This is a genomic window from Paenibacillus sp. J22P165 (assembly GCF_059692015.1).
In genome coordinates, this window is sequence record NZ_JCAUAP010000002.1 from 74,313 (window position 1) to 89,929 (window position 15,617).

At 45.3% G+C, this 15,617-nt stretch carries 18 protein-coding genes; 5 read left to right on the plus strand and 13 right to left on the minus strand.

All coding sequences use genetic code 11. The features are described 5' to 3' along the window. Window positions 1-59 precede the first annotated feature (59 nt). Window positions 60-275: a YezD family protein gene (locus AC58QM_RS04405; RefSeq protein WP_497281735.1), complete on the minus strand. Its 216-nt coding sequence runs from the start codon at window positions 273-275 to the stop codon at window positions 60-62. Window positions 276-295: 20 nt separating this feature from the next. Beyond that, on the minus strand, window positions 296-1,126 hold the full coding sequence (locus tag AC58QM_RS04410) for an alpha/beta hydrolase family protein (protein ID WP_497281737.1): 831 nt from the start codon (window positions 1,124-1,126) through the stop codon (window positions 296-298). Between the two features lie 336 nt (window positions 1,127-1,462). Between AC58QM_RS04410 and cysT the strand changes: the two genes are divergently transcribed. From cysT to AC58QM_RS04430, 4 genes are read left to right on the plus strand one after another with little or no spacing between them, the layout of a single operon-like run. Beyond that, on the plus strand, window positions 1,463-2,269 hold the full coding sequence (gene cysT / locus AC58QM_RS04415; protein WP_497281739.1) for a sulfate ABC transporter permease subunit CysT: 807 nt from the start codon (window positions 1,463-1,465) through the stop codon (window positions 2,267-2,269). Beyond that, window positions 2,266-3,096: a sulfate ABC transporter permease subunit gene (locus tag AC58QM_RS04420; RefSeq protein ID WP_497281741.1), complete on the plus strand. Its 831-nt coding sequence runs from the start codon at window positions 2,266-2,268 to the stop codon at window positions 3,094-3,096. The genes cysT and AC58QM_RS04420 overlap by 4 nt, the downstream gene beginning before the upstream one ends. Next, window positions 3,086-4,171 carry an ABC transporter ATP-binding protein gene (locus AC58QM_RS04425; RefSeq protein ID WP_497281743.1) on the plus strand — a complete coding sequence of 362 codons (1,086 nt, stop codon included), beginning with the start codon at window positions 3,086-3,088 and terminating at the stop codon, window positions 4,169-4,171. The genes AC58QM_RS04420 and AC58QM_RS04425 overlap by 11 nt, the downstream gene beginning before the upstream one ends. Window positions 4,172-4,216: 45 nt before the next feature. Continuing rightward, on the plus strand, window positions 4,217-5,320 hold the full coding sequence (locus AC58QM_RS04430; RefSeq protein WP_497281745.1) for a sulfate ABC transporter substrate-binding protein: 1,104 nt from the start codon (window positions 4,217-4,219) through the stop codon (window positions 5,318-5,320). Window positions 5,321-5,386: 66 nt separating this feature from the next. Here AC58QM_RS04430 and AC58QM_RS04435 read toward each other — a convergent pair whose 3' ends face one another. From AC58QM_RS04435 to purT, 5 genes are all read right to left on the minus strand, one after another. After that, the gene (locus tag AC58QM_RS04435) at window positions 5,387-6,172 is read right to left on the minus strand and encodes a DUF817 domain-containing protein (RefSeq protein ID WP_497281746.1); all 786 of its coding nucleotides are present in this window, start codon (window positions 6,170-6,172) and stop codon (window positions 5,387-5,389) included. Further along, window positions 6,172-7,053 carry a VanW family protein gene (locus AC58QM_RS04440; protein ID WP_497281748.1) on the minus strand — a complete coding sequence of 294 codons (882 nt, stop codon included), beginning with the start codon at window positions 7,051-7,053 and terminating at the stop codon, window positions 6,172-6,174. Before AC58QM_RS04440 ends, AC58QM_RS04435 begins: the two co-directional genes overlap by 1 nt. A gap of 26 nt (window positions 7,054-7,079) precedes the next feature. Continuing rightward, complete coding sequence (locus AC58QM_RS04445; protein WP_497281750.1) at window positions 7,080-7,652, minus strand: histidine phosphatase family protein; 573 nt, start codon at window positions 7,650-7,652, stop codon at window positions 7,080-7,082. A gap of 146 nt (window positions 7,653-7,798) precedes the next feature. After that, window positions 7,799-8,272, minus strand: coding sequence for an acyl-CoA thioesterase (locus tag AC58QM_RS04450; protein WP_497281752.1), 474 nt, complete (start codon window positions 8,270-8,272; stop codon window positions 7,799-7,801). Window positions 8,273-8,331: 59 nt separating this feature from the next. Continuing rightward, window positions 8,332-9,510 carry a formate-dependent phosphoribosylglycinamide formyltransferase gene (gene purT, locus AC58QM_RS04455; RefSeq protein ID WP_497281753.1) on the minus strand — a complete coding sequence of 393 codons (1,179 nt, stop codon included), beginning with the start codon at window positions 9,508-9,510 and terminating at the stop codon, window positions 8,332-8,334. A 390-nt stretch (window positions 9,511-9,900) separates the two neighbouring features. Here purT and AC58QM_RS04460 point away from each other — a divergent pair, with 390 nt between their 5' ends. Next, the gene (locus tag AC58QM_RS04460; protein WP_497281755.1) at window positions 9,901-10,209 is read left to right on the plus strand and encodes a hypothetical protein; all 309 of its coding nucleotides are present in this window, start codon (window positions 9,901-9,903) and stop codon (window positions 10,207-10,209) included. Here the strand turns inward: AC58QM_RS04460 and AC58QM_RS04465 are convergent. The 6 genes from AC58QM_RS04465 to AC58QM_RS04490 all read right to left on the minus strand — a co-directional run bounded on the left by AC58QM_RS04465 (window position 10,199) and on the right by AC58QM_RS04490 (window position 15,604). After that, window positions 10,199-12,169, minus strand: coding sequence for a nitric oxide reductase activation protein NorD (locus AC58QM_RS04465; protein WP_497281756.1), 1,971 nt, complete (start codon window positions 12,167-12,169; stop codon window positions 10,199-10,201). The genes AC58QM_RS04460 and AC58QM_RS04465 overlap by 11 nt on opposite strands. Then, window positions 12,132-13,022, minus strand: coding sequence for an ATP-binding protein (locus AC58QM_RS04470; protein WP_497282749.1), 891 nt, complete (start codon window positions 13,020-13,022; stop codon window positions 12,132-12,134). The genes AC58QM_RS04465 and AC58QM_RS04470 overlap by 38 nt, the downstream gene beginning before the upstream one ends. A gap of 281 nt (window positions 13,023-13,303) precedes the next feature. Beyond that, entirely contained in the window at window positions 13,304-13,981 is a 678-nt protein-coding gene (locus AC58QM_RS04475) for a hypothetical protein (protein ID WP_497281757.1), read from the minus strand. A gap of 42 nt (window positions 13,982-14,023) precedes the next feature. Then, window positions 14,024-14,179 carry a hypothetical protein gene (locus AC58QM_RS04480; RefSeq protein ID WP_497281759.1) on the minus strand — a complete coding sequence of 52 codons (156 nt, stop codon included), beginning with the start codon at window positions 14,177-14,179 and terminating at the stop codon, window positions 14,024-14,026. A 262-nt stretch (window positions 14,180-14,441) separates the two neighbouring features. Next, a complete protein-coding gene (locus AC58QM_RS04485) occupies window positions 14,442-14,921 on the minus strand; it encodes a hypothetical protein (RefSeq protein WP_497281761.1) in 480 nt (159 codons plus the stop codon). Between the two features lie 47 nt (window positions 14,922-14,968). Next, window positions 14,969-15,604: a trimeric intracellular cation channel family protein gene (locus tag AC58QM_RS04490; RefSeq protein ID WP_497281763.1), complete on the minus strand. Its 636-nt coding sequence runs from the start codon at window positions 15,602-15,604 to the stop codon at window positions 14,969-14,971. Window positions 15,605-15,617: the final 13 nt, after the last annotated feature.

Sequence of the window (15,617 nt, forward strand, 5' to 3'; positions counted from 1 at the left end):
AATGAAAACAGCCCCCATTCCGAAGGAATGAGGGCCACCTGAATAAGTGCATTATGAAGTTATACTTTACTCTTTTGTTTATTTGATTTCACAGCTTGCAAAGGGGTTTGAGCTTGCGGGCTTGCCGACGTTTCAAACCTTTTTCTTTCCGTTTTATCGATCTGTGTAATCTTGCCATCGTGGACAACAATTTGCACAGATCCGTATTCTAAACCTTCTAATATTTGCTTAATGCGCTCTACCCAAATTTCATCCAGCTCTAGTGGTTTCGCCATTCTCATGCCTCCAAGTCAATTTAAATTGTCCAATCATTCCACTCATTGTTTCGTTTATACATATAATTCAGCCAATCTCCTGTTTTCTCCAGCAATTCTGTCGTTGAAGGTGTCGTCGAGTACGTATGATTTGCTTGATACACGAGTTCTAAGTCGCATTGACCTTCTTTACGCAGCCAAAACATCTTCTGATATAAAGGCGCATAATCGACGGGTATCGTTTCATCAGCAGTGCCATGGACAACAAAAACATCGCCAGTAAATTTACGTAATTGCTCAAAAGGTTGATGCTGAGATAAAGATTCAAAGAATCGACTTGTCAGTTTATATCCATGATGATCGATCGAACCACCTAAAGGCAGTTTCTCATATTCGTTTTTGCCGACTATTCGCATAATATCGTTGTGTGGATGTGCAACAGCTGACCAAAGAACTAGTGTTTTAACACGATGATCTTTCGCTGCTGTTAGAACTGCCGCGGCTCCACCTAAGCTATGTCCAAGTAGAATAACACGACTCAGATCTACACAATCTATTGAAACACCATAATCAATAACTCGGCGAGTCTGCTCAATGAGGACATCTAGGCCACCTGCGCCATAATCCCCAGTACTCTCACCACATCCGCCGTAATCAAAACGAAGAACTAAATAACCTTGTGCACTAAAAGAACGAGCCGCCTTAACAAAAAGCCGGTCCACACCGATTCGACTCCCAATAAATCCGTGACAAATGATGATTAAGGGCCAACGCTGACAATCGGCTTTAACCGCTGTGGGTTGCTGTGTAGGGTAATGTAATGTTGCGGCTAATTCGACATCTTCGCTTTGAATCGTGATGGCATGCTCCATGCTGGTAACTCCCTTTCATTACTCATATTATTCTTATGAATTTACTCGGAATTAGAATGTAAACATATCTTAGCATGGCAAAATATTGGTGTCAATGCACAATTCACATATTTATCCATGCATTTTTAAAATACAGCTTGTACATGTAGCCTTCCCTACTGCGAGTCTTTTCATAAATCTTTTTCTTTTTATTTTATTACTACTATATATGGCAAAAAACTTGACCTCACTTATTTTTTCCTAAATTAGATATTGACAGAATAATCCTGGCGCTGTTATAGTCATTTTAATAAAACCAAGTAAGTTGGTATGCTTTATGAGAATAGGTGGTGTTCCATGCAGAACAAGGTTTTCAAGGCGACGGTTCGATCCGTGCTTATAGGCTACTTAATTGTGTTTCTTCTTATCCCCATTGCCACCATCTACGTCAAAGGATTTTCGTTAGGATGGGAGCCTTTTTGGAAAGAAGTCACAGGACCTTTAGCATGGAAGTCAATTGTATTAACAGTTAAGCTAAGCATTATAGCAACAGTCATTCAAGCAATAATAGGAACGATTATCGCCTATGTACTTGTCAGATATCGTTTCCGAGGACAGAGTATCTTGAACAGCATGGTCGACCTCCCTTTCGCACTCCCAACCTCAGTTGCTGGATTAATGTTTCTAACGCTACTAGGTCCACAAAGTCCACTAGGATCTTGGCTAGACTCTGTAGGGATTAAACTTCTCTATAATCAAACTGCCATCGTGATCGGTCTCATCTTCGTTACTTTTCCCTTCGTGGTACGAACGGTTCAACCGCTATTGGAGCAGATTGATCCAGCAGAAGAACAAGCAAGCTTTACACTAGGAGCAAACAGGTTCTATACATTCTATCGCATCGTATTACCAGCACTATTACCTGGTACGATTGCTGGCAGCATGCTCGCTTTTTCTCGATCACTTGCAGAATTTGGTGCCATTGCTTTAATCTCAGGTAATTTACCCGGGAAAACAATGGTGGCATCGGTCTATATATATGGTGAAACGCAGAACTACAATCCTGAAGGCGCAGCTGCTATCTCGCTAGTCCTCCTCACACTTTCCGTCCTGATTCTATGGGCAGTCCATATCGGGACACGCGGAAAGGGGCGGATAGCATGAGAAGATTACTGATCGGCATTTCTTTTTTGGTCATATTCCTACTAATCATATTGCCTTTCTTAGGGATAACATTTGGCGCATTTGAAGATGGTCCACGCGCTTTCCTAGATGCACTTACACGCCCTGAAGCACTTCACGCACTGAAGATATCAGCCATCATTGTCGCCATTGTAACTATTCTTAACGCAATTATTGGCATTTATATTTCTTTAGAAATTGTTAGAGGCTCATGGATTTCACGTTGGTTGAAACCAATCATTAATGCTCTAATCGATCTGCCGTTTGCTGTATCGCCTATCATTGTAGGTTTAATGGTTATTTTAATCTTCGGTCCAAACACAGCATTAGGCACATTCCTTGAAGACCATAACATGAAAATTGTTTATGCGATTCCAGGTATGGTGATTGCGACCATGTTCATCACCTTCCCTCTCATGGTACGTGAAGTAGTACCTTTACTTGAGGAGATCGGAACTCAGTCCGAGGAAGCTTCGGCAACTTTAGGCGCAGGCCCTTTTCGCACGTTCTTCCAAGTCACATGGCCGAGTATTCGATGGGGTGTCGTGTATGGGTTAATTTTAACCATCGCTCGCTCACTTGGTGAGTTCGGATCTATCCTTGTTGTCTCAGGCAACATTATTAATCAAACTCAAACAGCTACGACACTCGTATATCAAGATGCTGAGCAGTTCCAGCTCATTGCTGCTAATAGCGTAGCTTTCGTATTAGGTCTCATATCCATCACGATTTTGTTAGCGTTAGAGTGGTTGAAACGCAGAAGCGAAGCAACGAGAACTCATGGAGGAGGATCCCCACATGCACATTGAAGTAACCAACTTAAATAAACATTACGGTGAATTTCATGCGATCAAAGATGTTAATTTCAAAATACAAGAAGGGCATCTTGTTGGATTGATTGGACCGAGCGGTGGCGGTAAAACCTCCATCCTACGGATGTTGTCAGGACTTGAAAGTCCAACTGGCGGCGATATTTATTTCGATGGCAAGCTTGCGACTCATCTCCCTGTTCAGGAAAGAGGCATTGGCTTCGTATTTCAAAGCTACGCGCTCTTCAAGCATATGACTGTATTTGATAACGTCGCTTATGGGCTCAAAGTGCTTAAGAAATCGAAAGCTGAGATTCAAGACCGTGTTTCTTACCTGTTGAACTTAATGGGTCTCGCTGGTCATGAGCGCAAATATCCGCACCAGCTGTCTGGCGGCCAACGCCAACGCGTTGCTTTCGCTAGAGCATTAGCACCCGAACCGCGGCTGCTCCTTCTTGACGAACCCTTCGCCGCGATTGATGCCAAGATCCGTAAAGAACTTCGCGTCTGGCTGCGAAATCTCATCAGTGAATTTAAAGTGACGACGCTTTTCGTTACCCATGATCAGGATGAGGCGATCGAAGTTGCTGATGAAATCATTTTGGTCCAAGGCGGAAAAATCGAACAGCAAGGAAGTCCATGGGAGATTTACACGAAACCCGCTTCCCCTTTCGCCGCTTCCTTTATTGGCGAATCCAATGTGCTCTCCTCCTATTCGCCGCTTGTCGGATTCCCAACTCTTGCTGATCTTCAACAGGATGGCAAATGGCATCCTGATGTGAATGTGCTCATCCGACCTGAGAATATCGAAGTTCGTCCGCACAATGTCAGTCATTTGGCGACAGCGGGCGAAAAAGGCAAAGTCACACATGTTCACTTCCGCGGAGATTCATGGTATTTGGAAATGGATACAGGTCAATTTAAGCTTTTCGCTTATCAGCCCGTGAAAGAACGCATCTATCAAGTTGGCGATGAAGTCAACATCTTGATCCACCAGATCTCTGTATTCACCCAATCAGGTACAACCTGGATTGATAATCAGGCGAAACAAGATCCGCAGCCTGTCTTCATATGATTTTACAAAAAAATAAGCTTTAGACAAGAAGGGGAGTTGTTAACCATGAAAAATTTCAAAACACTTGGACTCGTTACTGCAGCCTTATTCACAGCAAGTATTACCCTAACAGCTTGCGGATCAGGCACAACGAAAACCGCTAGCACAAGCGCTCCAACAGCCGCAGCAACAGTTGCTGCAAGTGCAGCACCCAAAACCGAAGGCGGTAAGGTTACAATTACGATTGGAGCCTACTCCATCCTAAAAGATTCTTTTGAAGTGATCCTGCCTAAATTTAAAGAAGATTATAAAAAGAAAACAGGTACGACCGTTGAATTCCAAGAATCCTATGTGGCTTCTGGTTCACAAGCAACAGCTATCATTCAAGGCTTTGAAGCGGACATCGCTCCTCTCTCTCTCGAAGGCGATATTCAAAAAATCGTGGAAAAAGGTCTAATCACACATGACTGGAAAAACACGCCGCAAAAAGGTTTCGTAACGACATCTATCGCCGCTATTGGCGTTCGTGAAGGAAATCCAAAAGGTATTAAGGATTGGTCTGATCTGACAAAGCCAGGCGTTGAAGTTCTGATCCCGAACCCAAGCACATCTGGTGGAGCTAAATGGGACATTAATGCGGTTTATGGAGCTGGACTCAAAATCTCCGAAGCTGCTGGTAAACAAGATCCTGCCGTAGCGAAAGATCTTGTAGCTAAAATCTACAAAAATATTAAAGTTCTCGATAAGAGTGGCGCTGATTCCCTAACTACGTTCGATAAAGGTGTTGGCGACGCGATCATCACTTATGAGAATGAGCTTATTGCTCGTATCCAAACTGGCAAAAAATATGTAGAAGTGGTTCCACAATACACGACTTCCATTGAGAATCCAGTTGCAATTATCGATAAATATGTAGATAAGCACGGTAACCGCGAAGCTGTTCAAGCGTTCTATAACTACCTGTTCTCTGCTGATGCTCAAAAAGTTTTTGCTGACAAAGGCTTCCGCTCTGTGCTTCCTGAAGTCGCTAAGCAATATGAGAAAAATTACACAACTCCAGCTGGTCTATTCAATATCGAATACTTGGGCGGTTGGGATAAAGTGAACAAAGAACTTTACGGTAAAGGTGCAATTTGGGAAACTATTCTCGCTGAAGGCGGAGCTAAGTAATCTATGAATTGCAATAAAGAAGACCCTCAGAGCTGCTCTGGGGTCTTCTTTCTTTTGAATCACAGGCTAATTCGCACCTTTAACTTGCTCAGGATATTTAATCCGCTTCAACTCCGCCACAATAATGATCGTAATAATCACTAGCATGAACCAGGAGCTTATTTTACCCCAATGGACAATTCGCCAAGAAATTTCTTGATCCGGATAACGCCAAGCACCAAGAAAAGTCGAAATATTTTCAGCTAGCCAAATAAAGAAAGCGACTAACATAAACGAAAGGATCGTGTGCATGCGATACGTTTTGGTTGTTACCGTAAAGCGAATATGCGATTTGTAAAACAGAATCACGATTAAGGCTATGAGAACCCATCGAATATCATAGGCAAAATGATGAGTAAAAAAATTGGCATAAATACTTACCGACATGATAATAGCAATCGATGTTCGAGGCCAATGGATCAAATGCAAATCAAATCGTTTCCATGCCTGACACACATAACTGGAGACACTGGCATACATGAAGCCGCTGTACAGGGGAACTCCCCCTATTTTGGTCCAGCCTTCCTCCGGATATGACCACGAACCCATGTGCACTTTATATAACTCGAGACCGAGTCCAATAATGTGAAACACAGTGATAACCTTGAGTTCATCCACACTTTCCAGTTTCGTCCACACGAGTACAACTTGGGCAAGAATGCATACGAGTAAAATGAAATCATAGCGATGCAGGAGCGGTAATGGCAACACTTTAGATACTGCCAATGTCAAAAATATGACAACCGGGAAAATGCAGCATAACGCTTGCTTCCAACCGAATAGAAGGAAATCCTTCACATGTTCTCTGTTCATTATGTCTCCTGTGACTCATTAGATTTCATATATTTGACCTCAGAATGATTCACATTAACCAATGCTTCATCCACGAGCGAATCATCATGTTTGTTTATCTTTTGCCGCCAAATTTCATTGCCTCTGTACCATTTACTATCCTTTTGATAGAATTCATGATTCTTCTCTTTCACTCGATAGCTAAAAGTCAGCTCCGAATCGCTGTATATTACACCTTCTAAGTGCTCTTCCGTTACACGAAGATGAAATTGAAACCGGTAAGGAGTAGGATTATAAAATTGCAAATCCAGGTAATTATAGAACACACTCGTCCCCGTCCCAAATGGAATCACCCTGCGGTCATCCGGGAAAAGATCAAAGCTATGATGGTGTCTCTCTTTAATATCCAGCGGCGTATGTAAGGCTAACCAATATAGCATATTTGCTAACTGACACAGCCCTCCCCCGGTTCCAACACGCACCTCGCCATATGACAGCATAAGGCCTTCAATGTAGCCTTTCTCCTTGCTAGTCACACCGATTAGCTTCCAGAAAGAGAACGTTTCCCCAGGATGTATCACTACCCCATCTACCTGCTTTAAAGCGATTTTCAAATTCACGATCTTATTTTCTTGTAAAATAGGATCCGTATTCCCGAGAACACGACGCAAAATCGATTTATGCTTCTTCAGTGTATAAGTAAGCTTCTGAGGACTGCTACCAGATACAAATTTGAGTGTCGGGTTCCAATTCATAATGTGTCTTTTGAGAATCAGCTGTTTAACACGGAGCCCGTATAAGAATGGAAACCGCTTGCCTATTCGTTGTTTCATCGCAACAAAGTCCACGATTTGTTCATCCTTATCTGTGAAATGACTTGAAGGAAGCAATTCCTCTTCCATTTGACTTCATATTGAACTGAAAAGTTCTAGTGTTGCAAATCTTTTCGTTCCCAAAGTCTCTTAACCCCAACTAACGAAAGATCATGAAATTCCATCAGATATATATCCGGCATCGAAGTTGTTTCCCAGAACTTATAATCAAAATGAGGATCAAAATAATTCATCATTAAGGTCATGATGTCGCCGTGCGTGCCAATCGCCACATTTAACCCTTTATGTACCGTCAAAATATGTTTGATAACATGGATTGCTCTGTCTTGGGCCTCTTGGCTCGACTCCCCCTCTATAAATGAAAACTGAAAGTCCTCATATACTTGTTGCTTGGCTAACTTAAAATCTATTTTCTGAAAATCACCCATTGTTCGTTCTCGCAAATCCTCATAGATACGAATTTCTTTATTACCGGCAGCTGCTTTAATCGTTTGAATAGCACGCTCATATGGACTCGATAGAAATACATCAATGTCTACCTTATCCAAGATCGCTTTAACGGTTAATGCATCCTCTAGCCCCTTATTCGTAAGCCCTCTTTCCCTCTCCCTATTAGCGATATAGAGAGATTCTGCGTGTCTGACAACATATATTTGCGTTTTCATCATAGTCCCCTTCTGGTCAAAGCCAACTAGTCATTATGAACCTTCCTTCACTACTATTCAATAGCTACCCAATTATTCCTTCCTTTTCCAAATGGAAAAAGCAGCCCCCCACAAGGGGAGCTGCTCGCATAAACATTCAGATGAACATCTTATAAACGGTTTTCTTTGCGTAGCTTGCGGGCAGTAAAACGCGCTTCCGCTGATTCGAACAATCGCTTCTCTTCATCCGATTCCGCAATAATGCCAGGCACGGGACACGGCTGTCCTTGCTCGTCTAAAGCGACAAATGTAAGGAACGAGGTAGCTGTGTGTTTCTTCTCACCGGTCAATAAGTTCTCCGACTCAATCTTCACGTAGACCTCCATCGAACTGCGATGCGTCCATGTTACGAATGCTTCCAACTGAATCGCTTCACCAAGCTTCACGGGAGCAAAAAAATCCAAGCTGTCACTCGATGCGGTGACGACGCTCTTCCGACAATGACGCATAGACGCAATTGTTGCTACTTTATCTATATACTGCATAACACGACCACCAAACACGGTGTTATGGTAGTTCGTGTCCGCTGGTAAAATAATTTCTGTCAACACAGTTCGAGACAGTCTTGCTGCTTTGGGTTCCATAGTGGTTGCCTCCGGATGATGACCTCAGACAGGTACTGCTACTGCAGTCATACTAATTTTTAGTTGTAGTTTAATGTGAGCTTACTAGCGGCTTCTTTTGCAAGGCTCCGCGCCTCTTCCACAGTTTGTCCTGAACTTAGTGCAACTGCCATACGACGACCAACTTTGGTTTCTGGCTTGCCAAACACTCTAACTTGCGTATTAGGCACAGATAACGCTTCATCAATACCACTAATAGTGTATTCAACTTGCTCGCGATCTGCCTTAAGTGTGTAGCTGGCTCCTGGTGTTAATAGGCGAATGCCTGTAATTGGGAACCCAAGAATAGCTCTTGCATGCAGTGCAAACTCGCTTAAATCTTGCGTAGCCATCGTTACCATTCCTGTATCATGTGGGCGCGGTGATACTTCACTGAAGTACACGCCATCTGCCGTCAGGAATAGTTCAACACCATATAACCCATGTCCGCCGAGTGCGTCCGTAATCGTTTTGGCCATGTGCTGTGCATCTATGATTTGCTGCTCCGACATCGTGTGCGGCTGCCAAGATTCGATGTAGTCGCCATCCTTTTGAATGTGACCGATAGGCTCGCAGTAGGTTGTTCCGGAAACGGAACGGACAGTCAATAATGTAATTTCGGATTCGAAATGGATAAATTCTTCGACGATCACACGAGCGTTTTTGGCACGACCGCCTTCCATCGCAATGTTCCAAGAAGCTTCTACACCCTCAGGCGTGCGGCAAACGCTTTGTCCTTTACCAGACGAGCTCATGATCGGCTTGATCACGCAAGGTGTCCCAATGACCGCAACAGCTGCGTGCAACTCTTCAAGAGAGTTAGCAAATTCATATTTAGCCGTGCGCAAGCCCAATGTTTCGGAAGCTAGTCGACGAATTCCTTCTCTGTCCATCGTCAAACGAGAAGCAGTCGCTGTCGGGATAACACGGTAGCCTTCCTTTTCTAAGTCAACTAGAACGGAAGTCGCAATCGCTTCAATCTCAGGCACGATAAGGTCAGGGCGTTCTTTTTCGATAATCGCACGAAGCTGCTCGCCATCGAGCATGGAAATGACATGGCTGCGATGTGCAACCTGCATAGCTGGCGCATTCGCATAGCGGTCAACAGCAATCGTCTCAATACCAAGACGCTGCGCTTCAATGATGACTTCTTTACCCAGCTCACCTGAGCCAAGCAGCATGATTTTTTTGGACTTGTTTGATAAAGGTGCACCGTACATAAGATGAAAAGCCTCCTAAAGGTATGATGAGTTTAATAAATAAATGATAATTGCGTATGTAATTCCTCCGATAATTGTCGGAGTATGGCGAAATTTACCTAGAATGACCCTGATCTATTGTACTGGATTTTGAGGGCAAAAGATAGATGAGATCGTGGCAAAAGGTTGATCAGATCGATTGAAAGTCTCATATGCGTCACGTTTAGAATAGCTCAGGCACCTTCAATGAGTAGGGATAAATGGAAAACATACATCTATTTATCGTCCTATTGAGGTTTTCAAGCCAATAGATGGATTTTCTCCAGTTAATTCAACGATTTTGGAGAGAAAAGCAATAAATCCGATTAATTAACTGGAGTTTATGATGTTATTTGGTGATTTCAGAACTAGATGATGAAAATAACTGGAGGTTTTCCAGTTAAAGATCGAGTGAGCATGTTAAGTACGATATTCGAGTGCGTGAAACAAGCTCTAGTGCGAGATCAAGTGCGAGATCAAGTGCGAGATCAAGTGCAGGATCAAGAGCGAGATCAAGTGCGAGATCAAGTGCGAGATCAAGTACGAGATCAAGTGCAGGATCAAGTGCGAGATCTAGTGCGAGATCAAGTGCAGGATCAAGTGCGAGATCAAGTGCGAGATCAAGTGCGAGATCAATTGCAGGATCAAGTGCAGGAATTTAGAACAAGAATCAAGTACTGATTGACTTCAGCAAGAGCTTGCGTAAAATCGGCACGAGCTGTTCATGCAGCTCCTCGACATGTGGTACAACGATACTGCTGCGCCCATACATATTGCGCATTGCGTTCCGCTGTGTCTCGTGCACGGTGCCATTGGCGAGAAACACGCTGATCACCTCGACACCTAGGCGCCTAGCTTGGAGGACGGCTTCATGCGTATCCAGGATGCCGACATCATTGTAATTGGCTGCCGAAGGCTCCCCATCCGAGAATACGAGGAGGATACGTTGCCGCTCTGTGCGCCGCAGCAGCCGCTTCGTCATCTCGCGAATTGCAAAGCCATCGCGATTGTCCTGCTGCGGCTCTAACTGCATGAGAGCCGCACCGCTAGAGGCCGCGAGGCAGGAGTCGAAGTCCAGCGCAACCTGGAACAGGTTCGGTGCCTCCTGCTCTGTGACGCGGTCTGCGTCTTCCCAGAATCCCACAATTTCATGGGGGATTCTGAGATTCTGGAGAGTCTCGTGGAATAGCACGAGACCGAGCTTGGTTTCGTCCATTTTGTCATACATGGACGCCGAGCAGTCGACAAGCAGCGCGAACGCTGCGTCGAGCTGTGGTACTGGCGCGCGCTTCTTATAGAAGAGGCGCGGCTGCTCTTGCGTGACGGCTCGCGTAAGCCGCTTGTCGAGCCGCCCGAATAGGCGGTCGCCGCGCGGGGCGATCCGCTTCTGCTCCAGCGTGCGCCGTATCGCACGCTGCAAGGGCTTCGCGAGCGGCGCTGCGCGCTCGCGGAGGCGCCTGAACCCGTCCTCCTGCGCAGCAGTAGGACGTTCAGGCGCAAGCCAGGTCGCCGTCGCATACGCGGCGACCTCGGCTTCCCCGTGCCCCGCGGATGCGGGCACGGAAGTGCCTTGGCGCCGCTCAGCGGCGGCGCCGGTGCGCTGGGCGCGCTGTGAGCGCCCCTGGGTAATGGCGAGCGCCTGGTCGGCGGCATCGCCCTCACGGGGCGCAGAGCCCTGCGCGGCGGTGCGTGCGCCGCGCTCCAGCTCGAACCGCAGCAGCCCTGGGCTGCGGTCGCTGCTCTCGCGATGCCAAGTCGGCAGCCGCTCTTGGCCGGGCAATTGACGCTCCCCCTCTTGCTCGGGGAGCACATCCTCATTCGCGAGCCGCTTCGCGCGCTTCAGCTCGCCTTTGTAATCCGCATGCAAGGGCGTCTCGATTCCGCTTCCCTGCTGCGTCCAAAAATACGCTGTCGCTGCATCTCGTTCTAGCCACTCGGACAGCATGTTGTGCATCCGTTCACATAAAGCTGCAACATCAGCCGTATGCGCTGCTTCTTCCACTTGTTCTAGCAAATCGTAAAGCCCGGCTAAACGGCTCGATAACTCGCTCCCGATCGAAGATGCTGGCAGCTCCTGCTGCCACGACTTTCCAGTAAACCAACCATAGACGAATAACAGAACAGCATCTGACAACTCGTTCTTAGTCAAATGCGTTCGGAGCTTATGTTGGAAATATCCACTTAAGATGCGATGCCGATGTACGAAAACAGCTCCCGTACCTGGACGCTGACTACGACAAATCCGCTCTAAGCGCATATCCTCACAAAGGGCAAATAAACTATTGGCCAGCTTGGGGAACTTAGCCTGCGTACAATAGTGAAGGTAGGCAGTGACAGCCTCACTCCCTGTAAACCAGGCACTGCCTAGACAACGCAGATACACATCGCTTTTCATGCCTGCTGTTTTGTCGCGCAACGGATAGTCCCACCAGAATTGGCTCACTGTCATCTGCCTAGCTGACTCATCATAATGCGCGTGATAAGCTGCTTCCACTTCAAGCTTACCGCGTTTCGTAAATAACCGTGCCAAATCCACCAACTGCATATGCAGCATGGCATCGATTTTATCATCCAGACGGCTTAGGCTTCCTACGAACATTGCGTTACAGTAACGTTTCAGCTGTATTGAGTACTGCTGCACGTTCCCTTTCATCCTCTAACTTATCTGCGATTGCACGGGTCACTGCTCTCATCGGAGGAATATATGCCGCCAAATCACAGGCATCTAACAATGCACGGATCGATCCCGCTTCATCCGGCAACTGTCCCATCTCAATAAGAGAAAGCAGATCAGCTGAGAGCTGTACGAAAGTGCGAATCAGCTTCTCATCACGTAAAACAGAACGACTTTTTAATAACTGGAACAAGAGCTCGCCTTGCAGATAAGGGACATCAATTGTGACGAAACGATTTTTCAGCGCTTCATTTAAAGGCACCGTACCTATGTATCCCTCATTAATTGCTGCAACAACTCTAAAATTCGGATGTGCCGTAATCACTTCGCCTGTAAAAGGATTGGTAATCGATCGGCGGTGATCCAATACACCATTTATTAATGGGAGTGTTTCTGGCTTGGCCATATTGATTTCGTCAATATAGAGCAGGTGTCCCTTCGTCATTGCTTTCATAATTGGTCCTGGAATGAACGCAATTCCACTTCTGCCCTGTTCATCATGCGTCAATGTTTTAAAGCCTAGCAAAGCCTCTGCATCTAAATCCGTGGAACAATTCACACTGTGCATCGGTAGGTTGAACACGGATGAAACATGCTCAGCTAGTTTCGTTTTACCCGAGCCTGTCGGTCCCTTCAGGAGCACATTTTTGCCTAAGAAAAGTGAAAGAATTGCATCCGTAAGCAGCTCCTCTGTCGGTGCTTCATAGGCAGCTGAGCCAATCAACTTATAATCCTCTGTTGTATGTACAATCCGGTTAAGCTCTCCCAAGTGGGAGTGAACTTCTTGTGGTAACCTATCTATCTTCAATACTCCTGACATCATCGCGTAATTGTCCTTTCCTGATTGCATATTCTCTAACTATTATCAGGAAACCGCGAATTGTCAAGCTTCTCACGTGAGCCAAGGCTCCTCGATAACCGCATGTGCGTAAAAAGAAATGGCTTCACCACAAGAAGGACAACTAGGTTTGGAAGGAAAATCATTGTATAGCTGTGCCAGACTATATGCCGTTTCATAATTGATCGCGACCATCACATCCTCTTTATGTACATACTCACAAATTCGCGAGCTGCAGTAGGCACGAACCTTAAATTTATTACTCATTTGCTGCTATTAAACGTATAGTGCACCATGGTATTGAACTCATATAGGTACGTATCCATACGTTTATTTTTTTGTTGCTGCCTGTCATAGAACATCATTCGATTGACGAAAAGCTCGTTCGAGGAGATATACACCTTCGAATCCGGATAAATCCTCTTAATCACGTGTCGAATCGCATTCAAGTTCTCTGAAGACAGTGGTTTCGCTGAGACCCAATCCATTTGCGCACCAACGCCTGAACCGAACAATCCCGCTTCTGTTGCCGGATCATTATTTTTGCTTAGTTCCTTGGCTTTCTCGGTAGCCCGTTTATCCTGCAGCTCCCCCAGATCAACAGCCACATAAATATTCGTATCCGTCATAGCAATGGAGGCCCCACCAAGATGTGTCTCCTGCATCACCTGATCTGCCAATTCTCGGTTCATGGATAGATACGTGTTCTGGTGTTGTGGATTTTCTTCTTTGCCCAATTGAGCTTGTGTCGTTTGATTGACTTGTGTACCGCTGTTAACATCCTTCGCATTCATCTTTCGTGTGGCATTGCTGGAATCTGATAAACCAACGCTTTGAATGGACACCGATGCCTTCTCTAGTTGATTTGAATGTGCTGCTGAACACCCTGTTAAGCCGACGAGTGCAGCCGTCATGATGACTGACATTTTCACAGCTATCATCGTCATCCCCCCTATTTCTTTTCTCTATATGTACTAGATGTCCTAGTTACTTGGAAGTCCATCTGCTTCCTTTGTATACGCAATTAGCGCAATTTCGTACCCTAATTCCTCTTTCATGCGAGATTCCAGATTGCGAAGTTCTTGCATCAATTCCTCATGAATATCCAAATTTGCAAAATGATACGAGGCCATACCCATGTACGAGTCCCCCTTTCTGATCAGCTATTGACACTAGTGTTAATATGGACCATTTGCCTTATTTTTACTAAACATAACGCGAAAGATCTTTGCTTCTATCCCCTTTATGCCCGTTATTAGTTGGAAAAATGCGGTTGTTCCGCTTCTAATCGCATTTTTCCCCATTACAAATGAAAAAACTCCACAAAAGCTGCACAATCGCAGTTTTATGGAGCACATATACAAACGTATTTATTGGGCAAATTTACGCTATTATCGCGTTTTATTCGCCTTTCTTTCGTGTCTCATCCATTTCTTCTAACAATTTACGAACAGCTTCCGGATCCACATTTCCTTGATCATGAAAAGTTCGAAGTTTCTTAAGCAAATCTGCTGCAATAGCCTCATCTTCGGTTTGTTGAGCTTCATGAGAAGGATCAAACCAGATGTAGAAGCCCTCGGGACCATTTCGTAAAAAGGAAGCTTTCCAATGTTCGGGGTAGGCATATCCTTGCTCGCCAAAAATCATGCCAAGCACATCATCGTTCTCTATAGGCATTAAATAGTGAAAAGATTCCGGCTCTCCCGTATTCGAGAAATCGCGATGCATGTAGGCGTAATGCAAATAATGTTCGCCGGTCTCCGAATCCTTGGATACTTCATACAGATCTAACTCTGTTTGCAGCAGCTCCTTCACGGAAATAATACGTGCTGCAATTGTCTCTGCTGAAATTTTCTGTTGCTGTGTTAAAGATGCTTCCATTTGACACACCTCCTATCTTCAAGCGATTACCCTGCAGGTAAATTGGACTACGAATCTGATCTTCGTGTAGATTCCACTAAAGCATCACGCAAAGAGCGTTTCGGCAGTTTCCATTTGTAGTTAACTGAGAACATGCGCAAAATGATGATAAGTGCAAATAGAATGGCTAACTGCCATGTGCCCTGTGACCAACCAAGTCCAACTAATGCTCCCGCTAACATACCCCAGACCGCATAAATTTCATCTTTGAGCACTAGCGGCTTCCGACCTGCCAGCACATCGCGGACCATCCCTCCGCCAATGCCTGTTAGGACCGCCGCGACGATAATAGCGCTTAATGGGTGCCCCATATTCGTCGCATAGAGCGCTCCTTGGATAGCGAAGGCTGCTAGACCAATCGCATCGAAGAAGGCTTCCCAGGTCTTCCACATTCGAATATATTTCACTGGCATCAAGAAAACAACCGTCATGGCAAACAAGGCGATTTGAAAATACATCCCTTGCTCCCATAGTAGTACGATTGGCTTCCCAATCAACAGGTTACGGATGATCCCTCCACCAAATGCGGTCACAAGACCAAGTACATACACACCTAGAATATCGTATTCCTCTTCCATCGCGACGATCGCACCACTGACTGCGAAGGCAACCGTACCGATGATGCTAAATAACTCCCAGTTCACTTCTTGCAGCCCC